The sequence below is a fragment of the Halomonas sp. WWR20 genome, from assembly GCF_054602495.1.
Map to the genome: position 1 here is coordinate 18,543 of NZ_JBTRHR010000014.1, position 18,856 is coordinate 37,398.

General features: G+C 62.9%; 17 protein-coding genes. 10 read left to right on the plus strand and 7 right to left on the minus strand.

The genetic code is table 11. From position 1 onward, the window contains the following. The first annotated feature begins 198 nt into the window (after positions 1-198). The 5 genes from ACW4DH_RS18065 (at position 199) to ACW4DH_RS18085 (ending at position 5,586) form a co-directional block, all read left to right on the plus strand. On the plus strand, positions 199-1,353 hold the full coding sequence (locus ACW4DH_RS18065) for a TAXI family TRAP transporter solute-binding subunit (protein WP_459637793.1): 1,155 nt from the start codon (positions 199-201) through the stop codon (positions 1,351-1,353). Between the two features lie 34 nt (positions 1,354-1,387). Next, positions 1,388-1,885 (plus strand): DUF1850 domain-containing protein, encoded by a 498-nt coding sequence (locus ACW4DH_RS18070; RefSeq protein ID WP_459637794.1) that lies wholly within the window; start codon positions 1,388-1,390, stop codon positions 1,883-1,885. Positions 1,886-1,913: 28 nt separating this feature from the next. Further along, on the plus strand, positions 1,914-4,091 hold the full coding sequence (locus ACW4DH_RS18075) for a TRAP transporter permease (protein ID WP_459637795.1): 2,178 nt from the start codon (positions 1,914-1,916) through the stop codon (positions 4,089-4,091). A gap of 182 nt (positions 4,092-4,273) precedes the next feature. After that, positions 4,274-4,945, plus strand: coding sequence for a 3-oxoacid CoA-transferase subunit A (locus tag ACW4DH_RS18080; protein WP_459637796.1), 672 nt, complete (start codon positions 4,274-4,276; stop codon positions 4,943-4,945). Next, positions 4,942-5,586, plus strand: coding sequence for a 3-oxoacid CoA-transferase subunit B (locus ACW4DH_RS18085; protein ID WP_459637797.1), 645 nt, complete (start codon positions 4,942-4,944; stop codon positions 5,584-5,586). The genes ACW4DH_RS18080 and ACW4DH_RS18085 overlap by 4 nt, the downstream gene beginning before the upstream one ends. 102 nt (positions 5,587-5,688) lie before the next feature. Here ACW4DH_RS18085 and ACW4DH_RS18090 read toward each other — a convergent pair whose 3' ends face one another. Then, the gene (locus ACW4DH_RS18090) at positions 5,689-6,696 is read right to left on the minus strand and encodes an NADP-dependent oxidoreductase (RefSeq protein ID WP_459637798.1); all 1,008 of its coding nucleotides are present in this window, start codon (positions 6,694-6,696) and stop codon (positions 5,689-5,691) included. 98 nt (positions 6,697-6,794) lie between these two features. After that, positions 6,795-7,901 (minus strand): glutathione S-transferase family protein, encoded by a 1,107-nt coding sequence (locus ACW4DH_RS18095; RefSeq protein ID WP_459637799.1) that lies wholly within the window; start codon positions 7,899-7,901, stop codon positions 6,795-6,797. Between the two features lie 173 nt (positions 7,902-8,074). Between ACW4DH_RS18095 and ACW4DH_RS18100 the strand changes: the two genes are divergently transcribed. From ACW4DH_RS18100 to ACW4DH_RS18120, 5 genes are all read left to right on the plus strand, one after another. Further along, entirely contained in the window at positions 8,075-9,085 is a 1,011-nt protein-coding gene (locus tag ACW4DH_RS18100) for a PTS transporter subunit IIC (protein ID WP_459637800.1), read from the plus strand. A gap of 52 nt (positions 9,086-9,137) precedes the next feature. Next, positions 9,138-10,418 carry a cation:proton antiporter gene (locus ACW4DH_RS18105; protein WP_459637801.1) on the plus strand — a complete coding sequence of 427 codons (1,281 nt, stop codon included), beginning with the start codon at positions 9,138-9,140 and terminating at the stop codon, positions 10,416-10,418. A gap of 83 nt (positions 10,419-10,501) precedes the next feature. Then, positions 10,502-11,911, plus strand: coding sequence for an adenosylhomocysteinase (gene ahcY / locus ACW4DH_RS18110; protein ID WP_459637802.1), 1,410 nt, complete (start codon positions 10,502-10,504; stop codon positions 11,909-11,911). Between the two features lie 145 nt (positions 11,912-12,056). Then, the gene (locus tag ACW4DH_RS18115) at positions 12,057-13,595 is read left to right on the plus strand and encodes a phospholipase D family protein (protein WP_459637803.1); all 1,539 of its coding nucleotides are present in this window, start codon (positions 12,057-12,059) and stop codon (positions 13,593-13,595) included. 377 nt (positions 13,596-13,972) lie between these two features. After that, positions 13,973-14,299: a four-helix bundle copper-binding protein gene (locus tag ACW4DH_RS18120; RefSeq protein ID WP_459637804.1), complete on the plus strand. Its 327-nt coding sequence runs from the start codon at positions 13,973-13,975 to the stop codon at positions 14,297-14,299. Positions 14,300-14,444: 145 nt separating this feature from the next. On the opposite strand, the gene ACW4DH_RS18125 is transcribed toward ACW4DH_RS18120, so the two are convergent. From ACW4DH_RS18125 to ACW4DH_RS18145, 5 genes are all read right to left on the minus strand, one after another. After that, positions 14,445-14,783 (minus strand): hypothetical protein, encoded by a 339-nt coding sequence (locus tag ACW4DH_RS18125; RefSeq protein ID WP_459637805.1) that lies wholly within the window; start codon positions 14,781-14,783, stop codon positions 14,445-14,447. Positions 14,784-14,842: 59 nt separating this feature from the next. Then, complete coding sequence (locus tag ACW4DH_RS18130; RefSeq protein WP_459637806.1) at positions 14,843-16,570, minus strand: ArnT family glycosyltransferase; 1,728 nt, start codon at positions 16,568-16,570, stop codon at positions 14,843-14,845. Between the two features lie 35 nt (positions 16,571-16,605). After that, positions 16,606-16,890, minus strand: coding sequence for a lipid-A-disaccharide synthase N-terminal domain-containing protein (locus ACW4DH_RS18135; protein WP_459637807.1), 285 nt, complete (start codon positions 16,888-16,890; stop codon positions 16,606-16,608). After that, on the minus strand, positions 16,887-17,684 hold the full coding sequence (locus tag ACW4DH_RS18140) for a glycosyltransferase family 2 protein (protein ID WP_459637808.1): 798 nt from the start codon (positions 17,682-17,684) through the stop codon (positions 16,887-16,889). Before ACW4DH_RS18140 ends, ACW4DH_RS18135 begins: the two co-directional genes overlap by 4 nt. A 114-nt stretch (positions 17,685-17,798) precedes the next feature. Beyond that, on the minus strand, positions 17,799-18,845 hold the full coding sequence (locus ACW4DH_RS18145) for an NAD-dependent epimerase/dehydratase family protein (RefSeq protein ID WP_459637809.1): 1,047 nt from the start codon (positions 18,843-18,845) through the stop codon (positions 17,799-17,801). Positions 18,846-18,856: the final 11 nt, after the last annotated feature.

Consider the following 18,856-nt stretch of genomic DNA (forward strand, 5'->3'; position numbering starts at 1 on the left):
GGGCTTCGTCGTGTGTAGGGGAGACGTTTTCAACGGCGGTGATTAACCGCGCCGCAATGACCGGTGAACACGAGAGGGCGCGGCGTGACGTGACGATAGTTGCAACGCCGCGCGCTAGCGTGGTATCTCCGGAGTTAGATTTCGTAAGCTATGTTGATTTACGACCCTGGAACCGATGGATAACAAAGGATGGAATACATGGCGAATCGTACTCTGACGCTCATGGCGGCTCTCGGCCTTTCTGGCGCACTGCTGGCGGGCTGTGGCGACGACAGTGAGGACACGGCTTCCAACGAGGCGGCGCAGGGCGAAAGCTCGATCTCCCAGACGCAGAACGAAGGCTCGACCCAGCAGCAGGCGCCGGCGAATGAGAACGCCGCGTCAGGCGGCGAGGCGCAGACTGCCAGCGCCGAGTCGGTCAATCTGATCTTCGGCACGGGAGGCACCGGCGGTAGCTACTATCCCATCGGTGGCGCACTGAAGAGTGTCTTCGAGAAGAGCGACCTGATCGAGAATGTGCAGGTGGTTTCCACCGGCGCCTCCGTGCAGAACATCAACAACATCACCGATGGTCTCAACCAGATCGCCATCGTCATGAGCGACGTGGCCTACGACGCCGTCAACGGCCAGAACCAGTTCGAGGGGCGCGAGGCCGATATTCGGGCGCTGGCGGGGCTGTACCCTAACGTGGTGCAAGTCGTGGCTACGGCCGACAGCGGCATCCACAGCATCGAGGATATGGCCGGCAAGCGTGTCGGGGTCGGCAAGGTCGGTTCCGGTGTCGAACAGAGCGCCGCCAAGGTACTGGAATCCGCGGGGCTGAGCTATGACGATCTGGCCCAGGTGAGCCATACCGGCTACGCCGATAGCGTCACCGGGATGAGCAATGGCAACCTGGACGCCGCCTTCTTCACCTCCGGCGTCCCCAACTCCAGCATCACCGGGTTGATGCAGAGCACCGATATCACCTTCGTGCCGGTGACCGGCGAAGTGGCCAATACGCTGCTCGAAAACTATCCCTACTACGAGAACTATACCATCCCCGCAGGCGCTCCTGAGCGCTATGATCTGGGGGATGCCGTGGATACCGTGGCGATTCGCAACATGCTGATCGTGCCGGCATCGATGCGTGACGATGTCGCCGAGGAACTGACCCAGCGCTTCCACGCGTATCTGGACTCCGGCAACGTTTCCGTGGGTGCGCTCAACCAGTTCGACCCCAGCACCATGGACCAGAATCTGGTCGTGCCGCTACACTCCGGCGCCGAGTCCTTCTACGACTCGCTGTCCGACGATGGCGCCGCACAGCCAGCCGAAAGTGACGAAGCGGCCAGTAGCGACAATGCCCAGTAAGCTGACGGTGATGCCGTAAGGCGACCGGCGCGGCATGACGCAGAGAAGGTGGTTGATCACCCTGACGATGGCGATCCTGGCGGTCGCCATCGTTGCGTATCCCTTCCCCTGGCTGGTGATTCGCGACGGCGGGCAGTGGCGTTTCGCCTTTCCGGGCGGGGAGGGAACGCATTTCACCCTGCGCTGGATGCACTCCGTCGAGAAGGAGGATTGGGAGGAGTGGTTCGAGGTGACCGATGCCGGCGCCATCGAGATCACCGGGACGCGCTTCAAGACCTTCGGCGCCGGTGTTCCTGCGGCGGCCGGGCGCGAGACGCATCTCGATAATGGCTGGGTGGTAATGACAGGCATCGATCGTGTCGTGGACCCGCTTGCGGTACAGGCGGCGGCCGCAGAGCATTATCGAATGATTTATGCTGGACATACGGTCGTGCTCTCGCAGACCGATCCACCACCGATTCTCACGTTTACTATCCTCAGGGCACCCCTCTGGCGAGCTTTCCCGGCGCTGGTGCGGCCCTGGCTGTCGTAGGTCTCGCTTGGCGAGGATAAGGTCCATCATGTCTGACAAAGAAATGGCGCCCTTGAGCGACGCCGAAGGCAAGGCGATCAAGGAATCCCTGGAAAAGTACGATCGCGAGAGTCTGGTGCGCGATGCCCTGCCGGCTGCCGTGGTCAAGTTCGTGACAGCGGTGTCGGTGCTGCTCGCCCTGTTTCATCTCTACACGTCCTTTTCCGGCCCGCTGGTCGACGTGGCACAGCGCAGCATTCATCTCTATACCCTGCTGGGGCTGGCGTACATCCTCTATCCGCTGACCCGCAAGGGCGCGCGCGATCGCGTGCCATGGGGTGATGCTCTCCTGGCGCTGTTGGCGTTCGGTGTCGGCATCTACATGCTGGTGGTCTCCGAGCGGGTCATCGCTTCCGCCGGGCGCATCAACGATATCGATCTGGTGGTCGGCTTCCTGGCCATCCTGCTGGTGCTCGATGCCACGCGTCGGGTGACGGGCTGGGGACTGACGATCCTGGCCACACTGTTTCTGGTTTACGGTTTCTACGCCAAGCTGTCGTTCTATCCGCAGCTCAACGAGACGATCATCCTGGCCACCTGCCGGCAGATCATGTCGCACCTGGTGTTCATCACCGAGGGATTGCTGGGCACGGCGATCGGCGTGTCGGCCAGCTACATCATTCTGTTCATCCTGTTCGGTGCCTTCCTCGGCAAGTCGGGGCTCGGACAGTTGTTCAACGACCTGGCACTGGCCATCGCCGGCCATACGCGCGGCGGTCCGGCCAAGGTGGCGGTCATCGCCAGCGGCTTTCTGGGTTCCATCAACGGCTCGGCGATTGCCAACGTGGTGACCACCGGCGCCTTCACCATTCCGCTGATGAAGAGGACCGGCTACAAGCCTAATTTCGCCGGCGCGGTGGAAGCCGCGGCGAGCGTCGGCGGGCAGATCCTGCCGCCGATCATGGGGGCGGCGGCATTCATCATGGCCGAAGTGCTGTCGGTGCCCTATACGCAGGTAGTCCTCGCGGGCATCATCCCGGCGCTGCTGTTCTATCTGGGCGTGCTGTTCCAGGTGCATCTGCGTGCGATGCGCAACGGACTCGAGGGGATTCCCCGGTCGCAGCTGACGCCGCTCAAGGAGGTGATGCTCAAGCGCGGTCATCTGCTGGTGCCGATGGTGGTGCTGATGTGGCTGCTGTTCGAAGGGCGGGCGCCGTTCTTCGCGGCATTCTGGTCAATCGCCGCGACCGTGCTGATCTGCGGCACGCGCCGCGTCACCGTCGGGCTCAGCGTGATCCTGGCGCTGCTGATCTTCGAACCGCAACTGCGGGCGCTGTTCGATGGCCGTGCGCTGCCCGGCATGCCGGTGAGTCGCGGGTCGCTGTTCGTGATCATCGCGGTGCCGGTGGCGATCAATGCACTCCGCGCCCGACTTGGCCTGGTGGCCGAGAAGATGAATATCGGAGATTGTCGTGACGCAATGGGCGATGGCGTGCGCAACGCCATCCCGGTAGCGATCGCCTGTGGCGCGGTGGGCATCATCGTGGGCATTGCCACGCTGACCGGCGTCGCGTTGGAAGCGGCCGATGCCGTGGTGACGCTGGGCCAGCAGATTCCGATACCCATGATTCAGTTGCTGGTCACGCTGTTTCTGACCATGATCGCGTCGATCGTGCTGGGCATGGGCCTGCCGAGCATCCCGACCTACATCATCACCAGCACCATGGCGGCGCCGATCCTGCTCAATCTGCCCCTGTTTCGCGAACTGGCCGGGAGCAACGAGACGGCAATCTTCGTCGCGCACATGTTCGTGTTCTACTTCGGGCTGTTCGCCAACCTCACACCGCCGGTGGCGCTGGCGGCCTACGCCGGTGCCGGTATCAGCGGCGGCTCGCCCAATGCCACCGGTTTCCAGGCGATGAAACTGGCGATTGCCGGTTTCGTGGTGCCCTACATGTTCGTGTTCGCCCATAGCATGCTGATGATTGACGCCACGCTGATGAACACGCTATGGGTAGTCGTGACCGGGGTCGTCGGTGTGCTGCTGTTGGCGGTGGCGGTCGAGGGCTATCTGCGCCGGCCGCTCAATCCCTTCTGGCGCTTGCTGGGACTGGTGGGGGCTCTGGCGCTGATCTATCCTGGCCTGCTCAGTGACGTGATCGGTGCCATCATCACCGGGGTCCTGTTCCTGCTCGCCAAGCAGCAGGACAAGCCCGCCACGGCCTGAGTGCATGCGAGCGCCGGCGCGTGGCGTCGGCGCAGTTGAGATATCGGGCCCGGCCGACGCCGGGCTTGTTCCCAATTCTGATTAGCTCGCTATTGGTCGTATCGTCTTGCACCGGCGCTTCAGGCACAGTAGGCGGTTTGATTAGCGACGTTCACGAACCCCAGTGTGATGGAACACATCCCATGATCGATAAAACCCTAGACACCTTTGCCGAGGCTGTCGCCGACATTCCGGACGGGGCTACCGTCATGATCGGCGGCTTCGGCAATTCCGGTACGCCCTTTCGGCTGATTGAGGCGCTGCGCCAGCACGGGGCGCGTAACCTGTGCATCATTTCCAACAACTCCGGGGTTGCCGAGGAGGGCATCGCCGCTTTGCTGCGTGATGGCCTGGTGCGCAAGGTGGTTTGTTCCTTTCCGCGCTCCGCCGGTTCCATCTGGTTCGAGCGGCTGTATGAGAAAGGCGAACTCGAACTGGAGCTGGTACCGCAGGGCACGCTGGCCGAGCGTATCCGTACCGCCGGCGCCGGGCTTGGCGGCTTCTTCACGCCCACCGCTTACGGCACCAAGCTGGCGGAGGGCAAGGAGACGCGCATCATCGACGGCAAGGGTTACGTGCTGGAGATGCCGCTGACGGCGGACTTCGCGCTGATCAAGGCCGAGCGCGCCGATGCGTGGGGCAACCTCGTCTACGACACGGCGGGGCGTAACTTCAATCCCATCATGGCCATGGCGGCGGGGGTCACCATCGCCGAAGTCTCTTCGATTGTCGAAGTGGGAGAACTCGAGCCCGAGCAGGTGGTCACGCCGGGCATCTTCGTCGATCGCGTCAGCAGTGGAGGAGAGGGCGAATGAACAAGCTGAGCTCCAAGGAAATGGCCCAGCGCGTGGCGCAGGATATCCCCGACGGTGCCTACGTCAACTTGGGCATCGGTCTGCCCACTGCCGTGGCCAACTACGTCCCCGAGGGCCGCACCGTCATCTACCATAGCGAGAACGGCATTCTGGGTGTCGGACCGGCGCCCGCCGAAGGCCAGGAAAACCCCAACCTGATCAACGCCGGCAAGCAGCTGGTGACGATCCTGCCCGGCGGCTCCTACTTCGACGTGTCGCAGTCGTTCGCCATGATGCGCGGCGGGCATCTCGACATCGCCGTGCTCGGGGCGTTTCAGGTGTCGGCCAGCGGCGATCTCGCCAACTGGGCGACGGATAGCGATACGCTGCCGCCGGCGGTGGGCGGGGCGATGGATCTGGCGGTGGGCGCCAAGCAGGTCTACGTGCTGATGAAGCACACCACCAACGAGGGAGCGCCGAAGATTCTCGAGGCATGCCGCTATCCGCTGACCGGGCAGGGCATCGTCAATCGCATCTACACCGACCTGGCCTGCCTCGACGTCACGCCGCAGGGCTTGCGGGTGCGCGAATTGTATAACGGCAATAGCCTGGAAGACGTGCAGGCGGTGACCGAGGCACGCCTGCTGCCACCGCTGCAGTAAGCCCGGCTCGCGCTTCTGCACGGTGCAACCTTCCGCGCTATGCAGCGCTCCACGCAGTGCGACAAGAAAGAGGCGGCATGCCCGAGTGGCATGCCGCCTTGCTTATTTGACCTTGAGAACCAGCTTGCCGACGTTTTCCCCGCGAAACAGCATCATCAGATGCTCGGGAAACCGCTCGATGCCCTCGACGACGTGCTCGCGGTGCTTGAGCTTGCCGGCCTGCATCCAGCCGGCCATCTCCTGGGCAGCCTGGCCGTACTGCTTGGCGTAGTCGAATACCACCATGCCCTGCATGCGTGCACGGTTGACCAGCAACGACATGTAGTTGCTCGGGCCCTTCACCGCCTCGGTATTGTTGTACTGGGAAATGGCCCCGCAGATCACCACCCGGGCGTGCATGCGCAGGCGTGTCAGGGCTTCGTTGAGGATATCGCCACCGACATTGTCGAAGTACACGTCGACGCCCTCGGGACAGGCACGCTTGAGACCCTGACGTAGATCCTCGGACTTGTAGTCGATGACCTCATCGAAGCCCAGCTCGTTGATCAGATAGGCCTTTTTCTCCTCCCCCCCGGCGATGCCCACCACTCGACAGCCCTTGATCTTGGCGATCTGGCCCACGGTGGAGCCCACCGCGCCGGCGGCGCCCGACACCAGTACGGTTTCGCCCTCCTTGAGCGCGCCGACTTCGAGAATGCCGAAATAGGCGGTCATCCCGGTCATGCCCAACACGTTGAGATAGGTGGGCAGCGGGGCGAGATTGGGGTCGATCTTGTGCAGTTCCTTGCCGGCCACCGCAGCGTACTGCTGCACGCCGAGGGTGCCCGAGACATAGTCGCCGGCCTGGAAATCGGGATGGCGGGATTCGATCACCTGCCCCACGCCCAGGGCGCGCATCACCTCGCCGAGCCCCACCGGTGGCACGTAGGACTTGCCTTCGTTCATCCAGCCGCGCATCGCCGGGTCCAGCGACAGGTAGTGGGTCTCGACCAAGACCTGCCCATCGCCCGGTTGCGGGCAGGGCGATGTATCGATTTCGAAGTCGCGGCTTTGCGGTTCCCCGACCGGGCGCTGGGCCAGGCGTACCTGGGTATTAGTCTGACTGGACATCGGTAAGGCTCCTTGTGATTGACGGAGGGATGGCAGGCGGCGGGAGCTCGTCGATGCGGCACCGCGTCGCGAGATACCCGTCCGCATTGAAATGTGTGTCAGGCGACCGGCACCAGGCGGTTGTGGCGGCGCTCGAGCCGGCAGGGAATCTCGAGTTGCATCGCCTTCAGGCCGGCGCAGCGCGCCAGCAGGGCATCGACCGAGTCGCGCTCGGGGCCGGTCAGGCTGCGGTAATAGTCCAGCGGGCGCTGCAGCATCCATTGCGGGAACGGCATCAGCGAGCGTTCGCCTTCCGCCTCGCCGATGCGAAAGCGGTGCTGGCCGATACGCCGCGGCAGGCGCTCGCCGGGATGCGTCTCGACCCAGCGGGCCACGGCCTCGACGGTGTCGCGCAGCACCGGAAATTGCTCCTCGAATTGCAGACGCAGCAACGACAGCAGCGTATCGGGAATCGCATCATCGGCGAGCCAGTCGCCGATGGCCGGCTCGGGCTCGAACATGCGCTCGACCCACTGCGCCACATGCGGCGCGTCACGGCGCATGATGGCGCCGGGGGCGGGGTCGCGGTAGAGATGGGCGTAGAGCGGGGCGATCAGACCGAAATCGGCCATGCTGGCGCGGTCGCCGAGTACGTAGCGGTGGCGACTGAAGTGAGTGTCGAGGATCCCCAGCAGGGTGATGTACCACTGCTCGATCGCCGGAGCCGTGGCCGGCGAGATCCCCAGCGTCGGCAGCATTCCCGAGAAATGCCCGGCTCGCGAGCGCGCCAGTCGACGGCGGATGAATGCCGGTGCCCAAGGGGCGGCCACCTTGCCGAACTCGGCCATGATGAAACGCTCGTTCTGCTCGGGAAAGCTCCAGCGATAATGCATGGCGGGAATCACCAGCCACTCGTCGGCGTAGAGTTCGAGCAGCAGCGCGACCAGGCGTTGGCGGGGTGTGGTGGGATAGATGGCGCGCTGGGTAAAGCGTGCTTCCAGGCAATCGATGATGACGGTGGTATCCTGAATGACCTCGCCTTGGGGCGTTTCGAGCACCGGAATGAAGCGCACCCCGGTCTTGGGCACAATGATGCGCTTGTAAACCCCCAGGGTGGAAAGCTTCTCCCGGTAGGGAATGCCCTTGTAGCGCAGATAGGCCCGTGCCTTGCCGGTATACAGGGAAAACTCTGTACCGTAGAGCGTATAGCGTGGTGATCGGGTCATGCAAAAGCCCCTTCGTCCGCCGAACGTCTGACGATAACGTATCCTGAAGCGTCTAGCGTCTAGACCAACCGCTTATACGGTCGTTTGTTTACCGGTGTTAACGGCAGCGGCTGAAGGGAGGCGATTTGCTCGCTACACTGGGAGCTCTTTTGTATCACTTCAGGTGGGTTGCCATGCATGCTTTTCTTGCCCGCAAGAACGTCACGCCTTCGCTGAGGCTGTATTTCATTACGTGCCTGAGTCACATGGCGCTGGGGTTGTTCGCCTCGTTGATCATCGGCCTGATTCTCAAGACGCTGGGCACCCAACTGGGCATCGATTTCCTGGCCGAAATGGGCCAACTGGCGATCACGCTGATGGGGCCGGCGATCGGCGTGGCGGTGGCGTATGCCCTGCAGGCACCGCCTTTGGTGCTGTTTTCGGCATTGGTCTCGGGGGCGGCCGGCGCCACGCTGGGCGGCCCGGCGGGCGCCTTCGTGGCTGCGCTGGCGAGTGCCGAGATCGGCAAGCTGGTGTCCAAGGAGACCCCGGTGGATATCCTGGCCACGCCGCTTGTGACCATCGCCGTCGGCTATGTCATCGCCGCCGGGTTCGGGCCGCTGATCCAGTCGCTCCTGGTGGGGCTCGGGGAAACCATCATGTGGGCCACCGCCCAACAGCCCATCATCATGGGGGTGGTGGTGGCCGTGGTCATGGGCCTGGCGTTGACCGCGCCGATTTCGAGCGCGGCCATTGCCATCATGCTCGAGCTCAAGGGCGTGGCGGCCGGTGCGGCCACGGTGGGCTGCGCAGCGCAAATGGTGGGATTCGCTGCCAGTAGCTATCGTGAGAACGGCGTGTCCGGTCTGCTGGCGTTGGGGTTGGGAACCTCAATGCTGCAGATCGCCAATATCGTCAAGAAGCCACTGATCCTGCTGCCGCCCACGCTGGCCGGTGCGCTGTTGGGTCCACTGGCCACCACGCTACTGGTCATGGAGAACAACCCGGCGGGGGCGGGCATGGGCACCAGCGGCCTGGTCGGGCCGATCATGACCTTCCAGACCATGGGGTTTACCTTTCAGGCGTTGCTGGGCGTACTGCTGCTACAGATTGCCGGCCCGGCTCTGCTAAGCCTGGCGCTGTCGGAAGGCATGCGCAGACGCGGCTGGATCAAGCCCGGCGACATGACGATTCAACAGGGATAAACCGGAGGCCTCGCGCCCTGGCCGTTCACCCGACTGCTGCAAAGGAAGGCTCATGCTGGAACTCATTGCCATCATCGTTTCGCTGACAGCGATTCTTGCCTGGTTCAATCATCAATTCATCCGCCTGCCCACCACCATCGGCGTCATGGCGCTTGCCCTGGCGCTGTCATGGGGATTGCACGGTTTGGCTTCGCTAGGCTTTACGGCCGTCGAGGACTATGCCGAGGCCATGCTCTCGCGCATCGACTTCAACGAGCTGCTGATGGAGGGCATGCTCTCGCTGCTGCTGTTCGCCGGTGCCTTGCACATCGACCTGGACCGCTTGCGCCGCTATCGCTGGTCGATCGGCTTTCTGGCCACGTTCGGGGTGGTGATCTCGACCCTGGCCATCGGTGCGGTGGCCTATTTCTTACTCGAGATGTTCGGCTTCTCGGTGCCATGGATGTATTGCTTGGTCTTCGGCGCCTTGATCGCGCCCACCGATCCCATCGCGGTGCTGGGCATCCTGCGCAAGGCCAACGCGCCGGTGGACCTCGAGCTGCGCATCGTCGGCGAGTCGCTGTTCAATGACGGGGTGGCGGTGGTGGTCTTCACACTTCTGCTCGGCGCGGCCACAGGGGCGGAGGCGCTGACCGTCGCGCATGCCGGTGAGCTGTTCCTGGTCGAGGCGGGCGGCGGGGTGCTGCTGGGGCTGGCGGTAGGCTGCCTGGCGTACCTCATGATGCGCAGCATCGACGAGTACCGTATCGAGGTGCTGTTATCGCTGGCCGTGGTGCTGGGTGGCTACGCGCTGGCGTTGCAACTGCACGTCTCGGGGCCCATCGCGATGGTGGTGGCAGGGTTGCTGGTGGGCAACAAGGCCCGCCAGAGTGCGATGTCGGATACGACCCGCGAACACCTCGACGCTTTCTGGGAGCTGATCGACGAAATCCTCAATACGCTGCTGTTCGTGTTGATCGGGCTCGAGGTGCTGCTGATTCCCTTCGAAATGGGGCACCTATGGGTCTGTGCCGGGCTGATCGTGGCCATCCTGACGGTACGTTTTGTCACTATCGGCGTGCCGGTGATGATGATGCGCAATCACCTGGGTTTTCGACGCGGCTCGGCACGTATCCTGACCTGGGGCGGGCTGCGTGGCGGCATTTCGGTGGCGTTGGCGCTGGCCTTGCCGGAAGGCGAGACGCGCGACGTGCTGCTGACCGTAACCTATCTGATCGTGCTGTTCTCGATTCTGGTCCAGGGATTGTCCATCGGCCGGGTCGTCACCTGGCTGCTTGGCGAATCGCCGGACAAGGCCGCCGGGGAGAAGGGGCACGCCACGACGGACGCGTGAGCGGCAGGTTGGCGGCGCTCTGCCTATAGTGAAAACATGCCGTCACGCTGGCGGCTGCTTTCCTCTTGATCACGAGGTGCCGCATGACTCAACCTGCCGTATCCGCAGTGCTCGTCGACGATTTCAAGGTGGCCGATATCGCGCTGGCTGACTGGGGCCGGCGCGAGATTCGTATTGCCGAAACCGAAATGCCGGCGCTGATGAAGATCCGCGCCAAGTATCGCGATCAACAGCCGCTGGCCGGCGCGCGTATCGCCGGCTGTATACATATGACCATCCAGACCGCCGTGTTGATCGAGACGTTGATCGCGCTCGGCGCCTCGGTACGCTGGTCGTCGTGCAACATCTTCTCGACCCAGGACCACGCCGCGGCGGCGATCGCTGCTGCCGGTGTGCCGGTGTTCGCCTGGAAGGGCGAGAATGAAGAGGAGTTCTGGTGGTGCATCGAGCAGACGGTGGCCGGCCCCGACGGCTGGGCGCCCAACATGGTGCTCGACGACGGCGGCGACTTGACCGCACTGCTGCATGAGCGGCGCCCCGAACTGCTCGAGGCTATCCATGGTATCTCCGAGGAGACCACCACCGGCGTGCACCGTCTGCAGGAAATGCTGCGCGACGGTACGCTCAAGGTGCCGGCGATCAACGTCAATGATGCCGTGACCAAGTCGAAGAACGACAATAAGTACGGTTGTCGGCATAGCTTGAACGATGCCATCAAGCGTGGCCTCGACCATTTGCTGGCCGGCAAGCAGGCGCTGGTGATCGGCTATGGCGATGTCGGCAAGGGGTCGGCGGCGTCGCTGCGCCAGGAGGGCATGATCGTCAAGATCAGCGAGATCGACCCGATCTGCGCCATGCAGGCCTGCATGGACGGGTATGAAGTGGTCTCGCCCTACGTGAACGGGATTAACCGGGGCGTCGAGAGTATCGATCAGGCCCTGCTCGGCCGGATCGATCTAGTGGTGACCTGCACCGGTAACGTCCATGCCTGCGATGCGCCGATGCTTAAGGCGCTCAAGAAGGGGGCGGTGGTGTGCAACATCGGCCATTTCGACAGCGAGATCGATACCGCCTACATGCGTCGCCAGTGGCACTGGGAGGAGGTCAAACCCCAGGTGCACAAGATCTACCGTGACAGCGATCCCGGCGAGTTTGATCCGGACAGCGGCGACTACTTGATCCTGCTTTCCGAAGGCCGCCTGGTGAATCTGGGTAACGCCACCGGCCATCCTTCGCGGGTCATGGATGGCTCGTTTGCCAATCAGGTCCTGGCACAGCTGTATCTCTATCAAGGCCGGTTCGCCGAGCTGCCGACTGCCGAGAGAAGTGCCAACGTCACCGTCAAGGTGCTACCCAAGTCACTCGATGAGGAGGTGGCGCGCTACATGGTCGAGGGGTTCGGCGGAGTCGTCACGCGCATGACCGAAGAGCAGGCCGATTATACCGGCGTATCGCTGGAAGGCCCCTTCAAGCCGGACAGTTATCGCTACTGAGCCGAACCTGTTGCGACATGAGAACGCCGCCTCACGGGCGGCGTTCTCATGTCGTGCATGTCACGAGAGAGGTTATCGCCGTGTCGGTGCCGTAACGTAGCGTTGTTTGACATAATGCAACGTCAATCCGGCATAAGGTAGCGATGTGATAACCGGCAAGCCAATCCTGCTGATGATGGTCGGCATGCTGCTGTTGGGTGGTTGTGCCGTGCCGGAAGTGGTTCGCATATCTTCCACCGCGCTGGATCAGGACGCTATCCAGGCGACCTACCTGGGCGCCTGGGCGCATCAGGACGATGCGGCACATGCGGGAGACAGCGGTCTGCGTCTACTGGCCGACGGCCGCGAGGCCTATGACCTGCGTGCATCCCTGGCGGCTCACGCCCAGCAAACCCTCGATGTGCAGACCTATATCCTTGAGGAGGATCGCACCAGTCGCGCCTTGTTGCAGCGCCTATTGCGCGCCGCGCAGCGTGGCGTACGCGTGCGCCTGCTGCTCGACGACACCGCGAGTCTTGGCAAACAAGCCTGGCTGGCGGCACTCGACAGTCACCCCAATCTCGAGGTGCGGGTCTTCAATCCGGTACCGGTGGGGCGCGAGTGTTGGCTCACCTATCATCTGGCGCTGGTCAGCGACTTCGAGCACCGTCACCGACGCATGCATAATAAGCTGTGGCTGGCGGACAACGCGGTTGCCATCACCGGGGGGCGCAACCTCGGCGATGAGTACTTCGATGTCGCCAAGGAGACCAATTTCGACGATCTCGACGTCATGGCCGTCGGGCCGGTGGTGGCGGCGCTTTCCGGAAGCTTCGATGCCTACTGGAACCACCGGCTTGCCGTACCGCTACGGCGTTTTGCACAAGCTCCGGCGGGCGCTTGGCGCGAATGGCTCACCGCGTCTGACGCAGCGGCCGGGCAAGGCGATGCTCTCGTCACGCCAGGCGCGGTACAGCAACTTGCCGGTGTTTCGGGCCAGGTCCTGCGTACATCATTGACTTGGGCGCCGGCCATCGCCGTGTGGGATCTGCCGGAGAAACTCGCGCAACCGGATTATCCCGCGCTGGGATTGACTCTGCTCGGGCAACTGGACGAGGCCTTCGCCGACCTGCAGCACCGTTTGCTGATCATCTCGCCGTATGTCGTGCCGACTCGGGCCGGCATCCATTACCAGGCGGGCCTGGCGGCGCGCGGCGTCGAGCTGACGGTGCTCACCAATGCGCTGGAAGCCACGGACCTGGCCTCGCTGCATGGCGCCTATGCGCCGTGGCGTCCGGCGCTGTTGACCAACGGGGCACACCTCTTCGAGCTGCGCGGTCATCCGGGTGGCTCGGATGCGGACGACTCGGATACCACATCCAGTCTGCACATGAAGGCCATGGCATTCGATGAGCGGCGGGTATTCATCGGCTCGCTGAACACCGATCCGCGCTCGGTATGGTGGAACAGCGAGGTGGGACTGCTGATCGACAGTCCGGCGCTGGCCCGCCAGCTCTGGACATTGGCGGAGCGGGGCATGAGCCCCGAGCACAGCTACGCCGTTCACTTGACAGCGAATGGCCGCCTGACATGGCAGACCCAGGTGGACGGCCACCCGAGCGTTCTGACCGAGGAACCGGGCGGCACCTGGCGTCATTTCAAGGCTTGGGTCTTGCGTCTGCTACCGATCGAGCACCTGCTTTGATTCTCTATTATTCGTCAGGATAGTGACTTCTGTAATCTCAACTTGAAGAGCCACAATTGGCTCTGACGGCTGATAAATCTGAAGCGGCGATGGGCGGTTTTATAAACATGTGTCCGAAATTGCCGGTGGGTTATCGTCAGTTGTGCCGGGCGAAAATCGTAGCGTTACAAGCCGGCGGGACCTGCCTCCGTCATGCAGGGTCAACAAAGTTATGGGCAGTATTATCAATGAGTTAACGGCGAAAAAGTAACGATATGTGTGTTGGCTTGCCTGGGTGCTTGTTCTCGTCTAGACATTAAATGCGTTCCAGATAAGTGCACTTCGCGCAGACCGCGTCAGCTAGTTTACGCGACGCAACAGACTTAAGGAGTGATGAGATGGATTTCGAAAAGTTCAAGTCTTGCATTGAGGCCTGTAATAGCTGCGCCAATTATTGTGATTATTGTGCAGCCTCCTGCCTACAGGAAGACAACGTCAAAATGATGGCCGAGTGTATTCGTCTGGATATGCAATGTGCTCAGATCTGTCGGCTGGCCGCCTCCTTCATGGCGCAGGGCAGCGAATATGCTCGCGACATCTGCAAGATCTGTGCAGACATTTGTCAGAAGTGTGGCGACGAGTGCGCCAAGCATGACATGGACCATTGCCAGGAATGCGCCAAGGCGTGCCATCGCTGCGCCGAAGAGTGTGCCGCCATGGCCTGAGGGTGGCACAACAGTATTGGAGCTCGGCAACCGCTGGGCTCCGCAATCGAATAAAGCGCGTACGCATATCCCATAACGCACTCCACGGGCAAAACCGTGACGGCGCCTGTCTAGAGATACTCTGATGTTTGCGTCCTGCCAGCGCTCATGCCAGCAAGCCAAGCATCACTAGCGTGCCGATACAGGCACTGGCAAGTGCATAAAGTCCGCTAATAAAGTCAGCGTCGATGATGCTCTCGAGCGCATCTCCTGCGCTTTGCCGACAATGCCTTCGTCCGCGCTTTCTGCCCTGTTCGAGTAACCGGGCCATAGTGCCGGTTAAAAGCGCGTAGAGCGCAAGTAACTCGACAATACTCGGCGATGCGGTCAATACCAGCCCGACGGCGAGGGTCAGGCCGCCCACTAGGCCAGTGACTTGCCAGCGCCCGGTCCATTGACTCACCGCCCGCGGGTTGGCGGGTCGCCGCGGTAATACCTCACACATAAAAATACCTCTCAGGACGGTCGTGAGAGGTATTGTGGCGAACGTGGCTTAACGCTTTCTTATTGCCCGTGTAACCCCTGGGTGTCGTCGACCGTAGTGGGCGCCACGAAGAGCGGTGCGGCGTTCGGATCGCCCTGGCAGGCGGTTACGGCGTGACCCGGGACCAGCCACCAATAGTCGCTGTTCTGGTGACCTATTGCCTGGACCTGCGTCGTATCGAGACAGGTGATCTCTTCGCCAATGTCCCGCTCAAGCAGCATCCAGCGGGTATTCGGTGCCTGTTGCAGCCAGGCATACGCACGTGCGATCTGAGCGTCGAGCGGCGTCTGTTCGCCAAAATGCACGCTGGGCTGTTGCGACTGCAGCAGGAACTCCTCGCCAAACTCGGGAAGCGCCAGCCAGGCGCCTGGTCCGGTGATGGCCGCGACCTGCTGCATCATGTCACGCGGCGAGCGGGCATGATCCTGCAGGAAATAGCCCCAAGTCGACCAACTGACCCAGAACACCGTAAACCATAACGGCAGTGCGAGAATGCCACGGCGCGGGCGTAGCCCGGCCAGAAGGCCCACCGCCACCAGACCCAGCATGATCCACCAGGCCCAGGGCGTGATGTCGTAACGCTCGGCGAGCTCTCGCAGGGCCGGCAGCCCCAGCGCGCCGAGTAGCCCGGCCACCAGGAAGAGGCCGCCGCAGAGTCCCAACACGCCCGCCCCCAGCCAGTTGAGGCCGCGTTTGCGTAACAACTCGGGCAGAAGCGGCGCCAGCGCCAGCACCAGCAGCGGAAGCGTCGGCAGCACATAGACTCCGCGCTTGCCGCCCGATAACGAGAAGAACACCACGATCAGCAATACGCCACTCAGCGGCAGCAGCATGCGCGCATTATCGTGGCGGGCGCTGCGCCACCAGGCGGGAACCGCCCACGGCAGCGCGAGAATCAGCGGCATCCAGGCCCAGGGCAGCACCTGGACGAGGTAGTAGTACCACGGCTTGAGATGATGCCAGGACTCGGCGTAGCGCTCGCCGGTCTGCTTGAAAAGAATGTCGTCGCGGTAGGCGGCAAGCGCAGGATCGTCGCTGAAGGTGGCGACGAGAATCATCGGCACGCCCCATAGGGCGACGACGCCGAGCAGCGTCGCCAGTCCCAGGCCCAGATCCTTCCAGGCCAGGCGTTGCGCCTGGCCGCGCCAGGCATACCAGGCCCAGGCGGGCGATAACAGCAGCGGCAGGAAACCGACCCCCTTGGTGAGAATACCCAGTCCCATCGCGGCGCAACCGGCGTACCACCAACCGCGAGCCGGACCCAGCAGTGCATGGCGCAACAGGCCGTAAGTCCCCAGCGTGGTGAAGAAGGTCAGCAGCATATCGATCTGCGCGGTCTTGGCCTGCAGCACGAACTGCAGGGTGGCGAGCAGCGCCAGGCCCGCCAAGCTGGCGATACGCGCATCGTACAGGCGGCGGGCAAGGTCCATGACCAGTGCCAGCGTGCCGAGGGCGGCGATCAGCGACGGTAGCAGGAATCCCAGACGTACCGAGCCGGTCAGGGCGATCGCCAGCGCGCTTGCCCACATGAAGAGCGGCGGCTTGTCGGGATAGAGTTCGCCGCCACGATGGGGGAACCAGAACTGGCCGGTATCGAGCATTTCCAAGGCGTTGAGGGCAAAGCGCGGCTCGTCCGCCGGCCAGGGGTCACGCAACCCGATGCCCAGTCCCAGCAGGATGAGGGCGAACAGGAAGATGGCGGACCAGGCCAGGGGGACGGAATGACGAAGGAAAGCGGGTCGGCGCATATCTGACGACTCGTGGCTTGCGGAATGAGGGGGGCTCAGTTCTGCGTTTCCTGGGCGAGGCGATTCTCGCGCCGGATCAGCACCAGATTGCGGATATAGATCAGCAGTCCCGCGCCCTGGCCGACGATGAATACCGGGTCGCGCCGGTAGATGGCATAGATGAGCAGCGTGGCTCCGCCGGCCAGGCTGAAAAACCAGAAAGCCTTGGGCACGACGCTCTTCTTGGCTCGCTCGCTGGCCAGCCATTGCACCAGAAAGCGTGCCGAGAACAGGGCCTGGCCGAGAAAGCCGATAGCCAACCACAGCCACGACGGGGTCATAGGTCACCTCGCGGGCCGTCGAGCGGTACGCTGCCGCCCGTATCGTCCGGTGAAAAAACGGCTTCCTGCGCCTGGGGGGGCACTTGTATGACTGGCGCGGGTAGCCGTGAGCGGTACTGCAACCACATGACACCGAGCATGTCCAGCAAGCCCGCCCAGAGACGGTTATTGACACCGTAATGCGATTGGCCAGCACTTCGCGAGCGATGATTGACGGGAAGGGAAATGCATTGACCGCCCTGGGATTTCACCAAGGCCGGCAGGAAGCGATGCATGTGGTTGAAGTAGGGCAGCGTCACGAATGCCTCGCGGGAGATGACCTTGAGGCCACAGCCGGTATCGGGCGTGCCGTCGTTGAGCAGGGCAGCGCGGACCCGGTTGGCGAGACGCGATGACAGCCGCTTTAGCCAGTCGTCGCGACGCGACACGCGGTGCCCGGCAATCAGCGTGGCATCGCCCTGACGGGCCCGCTCGAGCAGGCGCGGGATATCGGCAGGGTCGTTCTGGCCGTCTCCGTCCAGCGTCGCCAGCCAGGTGCCGCGGGAGGCGTGGGCCGCCTGCCATACCGAGGTGCTCTGGCCCGCGCTCTGCGCATGGCGCAAGGGGCGCAGGCGGGCATCCTGCGCGGCGCGAGTCTCCAGCAGTGTCCAGGTCGCATCGCTGGAACCGTCATCGACGACCAGAACCTCATGGCTGACATCTCTCAAGGCGTTGGCCACCTCGTCGAGCAGCCCCGAAAGATTCTCCGCTTCGTCCTTGGCGGGAATGATGACCGACACGAAAGGGGTCTGCATGCGTGATAATCCTTGATCCGTTAACGATAAGCCGCGAGGCCGGGGTGACATAAGGGGTGCGTGGCGCCCGGAGTGGCGAACCGGCCGCAAGCGGCATCCGGACTTGCCGAGCGCTTAAAGATAGCAATGCCGTGACGGGTACGAGAAATGGGCATGATGGTAGTGCTGCCGGTACCAGTTCACGAAGCGCTGCACGCCCTCCGCTACGGCGATATGCGGCTGGTAACCCGTCGCTGCCAGCAAGGGGCCGGTATCCGCCCAGGTGTGCTGGACATCGCCCGGTTGCATGGGCCGGTATTCATAGCGCGCCTGACAGCCGGTCGCCTGTTCGATGGCATGGATGACATCCATCAGACCGACCGGACTGCCATGGCCGACGTTGTAGAGCGCATAAGGGGCGCTGCTCTCCGCGGGGCTACCTTGTTTGGGGTCCCACTGGGCGTTGCGCCGAGGAGCGAGGCCGATGATTCGCAGGATGCTTTCGATCGCATCATCGATATAGGTGAAGTCGCGGGACATGTCGCCGCGGTTGTAGACCTCGATGGGCCGGCCTTCCAGAAGGCGTTGGGTAAACTTGAAGATCGCCATGTCGGGACGCCCCCAGGGGCCGTAGACCGTGAAGAAGCGCAGACCCGTGGTGGGCAGATCGTAGAGATGCGAATAGGCGTGCGCCATCAGCTCGTTGGCCTTCTTGCTGGCGGCATAGAGACTGACGGGATGATCGGCATTGTGGTGGACCGAGAAGGGCGCGGAAGCGTTCAGTCCGTATACAGAGCTCGAGGAGGCGTAGACCAGATGACCGACATTGTGGCGACGGCAGCCCTCGAGCACGTTGAGATGGCCGATCATGTTGGCCTGGCCATACGCCAGGGGGCTCTCCATCGAGTGCCGCACACCGGCCTGGGCCGCCAGGTGCACCACACAATCGAAGCGATGCCTGGCAAACAGGCGCTGCATGCCTTCGCTATCCGCCAGGTCCAGCTTCTCGAAGCGCACGCTATCAAGATCTGACAAGTGGCCCAAGCGTGCCTGCTTGAGAGTCACGTCATAGTAGTCGTTGAGACTGTCGATACCCACGATGTGGCAATTCGTGTCTTCGGCAAGTCGGCACGCCAGGGCATGGCCGATGAATCCCGCCATGCCAGTGATGAGTACGTTCATGAATACTCCCG

What these genes read in the sequence shown, in the direction of transcription:
- ACW4DH_RS18065 (WP_459637793.1), top strand. Translation starts at nt 199, where the DNA reads ATGGCGAATCGTACTCTGACGCTCATGGCGGCTCTCGGCCTTTCTGGC.
- ACW4DH_RS18070 (WP_459637794.1), top strand. Translation starts at nt 1,388, where the DNA reads ATGACGCAGAGAAGGTGGTTGATCACCCTGACGATGGCGATCCTGGCG.
- ACW4DH_RS18075 (WP_459637795.1), top strand. Translation starts at nt 1,914, where the DNA reads ATGTCTGACAAAGAAATGGCGCCCTTGAGCGACGCCGAAGGCAAGGCG.
- ACW4DH_RS18080 (WP_459637796.1), top strand. Translation starts at nt 4,274, where the DNA reads ATGATCGATAAAACCCTAGACACCTTTGCCGAGGCTGTCGCCGACATT.
- ACW4DH_RS18085 (WP_459637797.1), top strand. Translation starts at nt 4,942, where the DNA reads ATGAACAAGCTGAGCTCCAAGGAAATGGCCCAGCGCGTGGCGCAGGAT.
- ACW4DH_RS18090 (WP_459637798.1), bottom strand. Translation starts at nt 6,696, where the DNA reads ATGTCCAGTCAGACTAATACCCAGGTACGCCTGGCCCAGCGCCCGGTC.
- ACW4DH_RS18095 (WP_459637799.1), bottom strand. Translation starts at nt 7,901, where the DNA reads ATGACCCGATCACCACGCTATACGCTCTACGGTACAGAGTTTTCCCTG.
- ACW4DH_RS18100 (WP_459637800.1), top strand. Translation starts at nt 8,075, where the DNA reads ATGCATGCTTTTCTTGCCCGCAAGAACGTCACGCCTTCGCTGAGGCTG.
- ACW4DH_RS18105 (WP_459637801.1), top strand. Translation starts at nt 9,138, where the DNA reads ATGCTGGAACTCATTGCCATCATCGTTTCGCTGACAGCGATTCTTGCC.
- ahcY (WP_459637802.1), top strand. Translation starts at nt 10,502, where the DNA reads ATGACTCAACCTGCCGTATCCGCAGTGCTCGTCGACGATTTCAAGGTG.
- ACW4DH_RS18120 (WP_459637804.1), top strand. Translation starts at nt 13,973, where the DNA reads ATGGATTTCGAAAAGTTCAAGTCTTGCATTGAGGCCTGTAATAGCTGC.
- ACW4DH_RS18125 (WP_459637805.1), bottom strand. Translation starts at nt 14,783, where the DNA reads ATGTGTGAGGTATTACCGCGGCGACCCGCCAACCCGCGGGCGGTGAGT.
- ACW4DH_RS18130 (WP_459637806.1), bottom strand. Translation starts at nt 16,570, where the DNA reads ATGCGCCGACCCGCTTTCCTTCGTCATTCCGTCCCCCTGGCCTGGTCC.
- ACW4DH_RS18135 (WP_459637807.1), bottom strand. Translation starts at nt 16,890, where the DNA reads ATGACCCCGTCGTGGCTGTGGTTGGCTATCGGCTTTCTCGGCCAGGCC.
- ACW4DH_RS18140 (WP_459637808.1), bottom strand. Translation starts at nt 17,684, where the DNA reads ATGCAGACCCCTTTCGTGTCGGTCATCATTCCCGCCAAGGACGAAGCG.
- ACW4DH_RS18145 (WP_459637809.1), bottom strand. Translation starts at nt 18,845, where the DNA reads ATGAACGTACTCATCACTGGCATGGCGGGATTCATCGGCCATGCCCTG.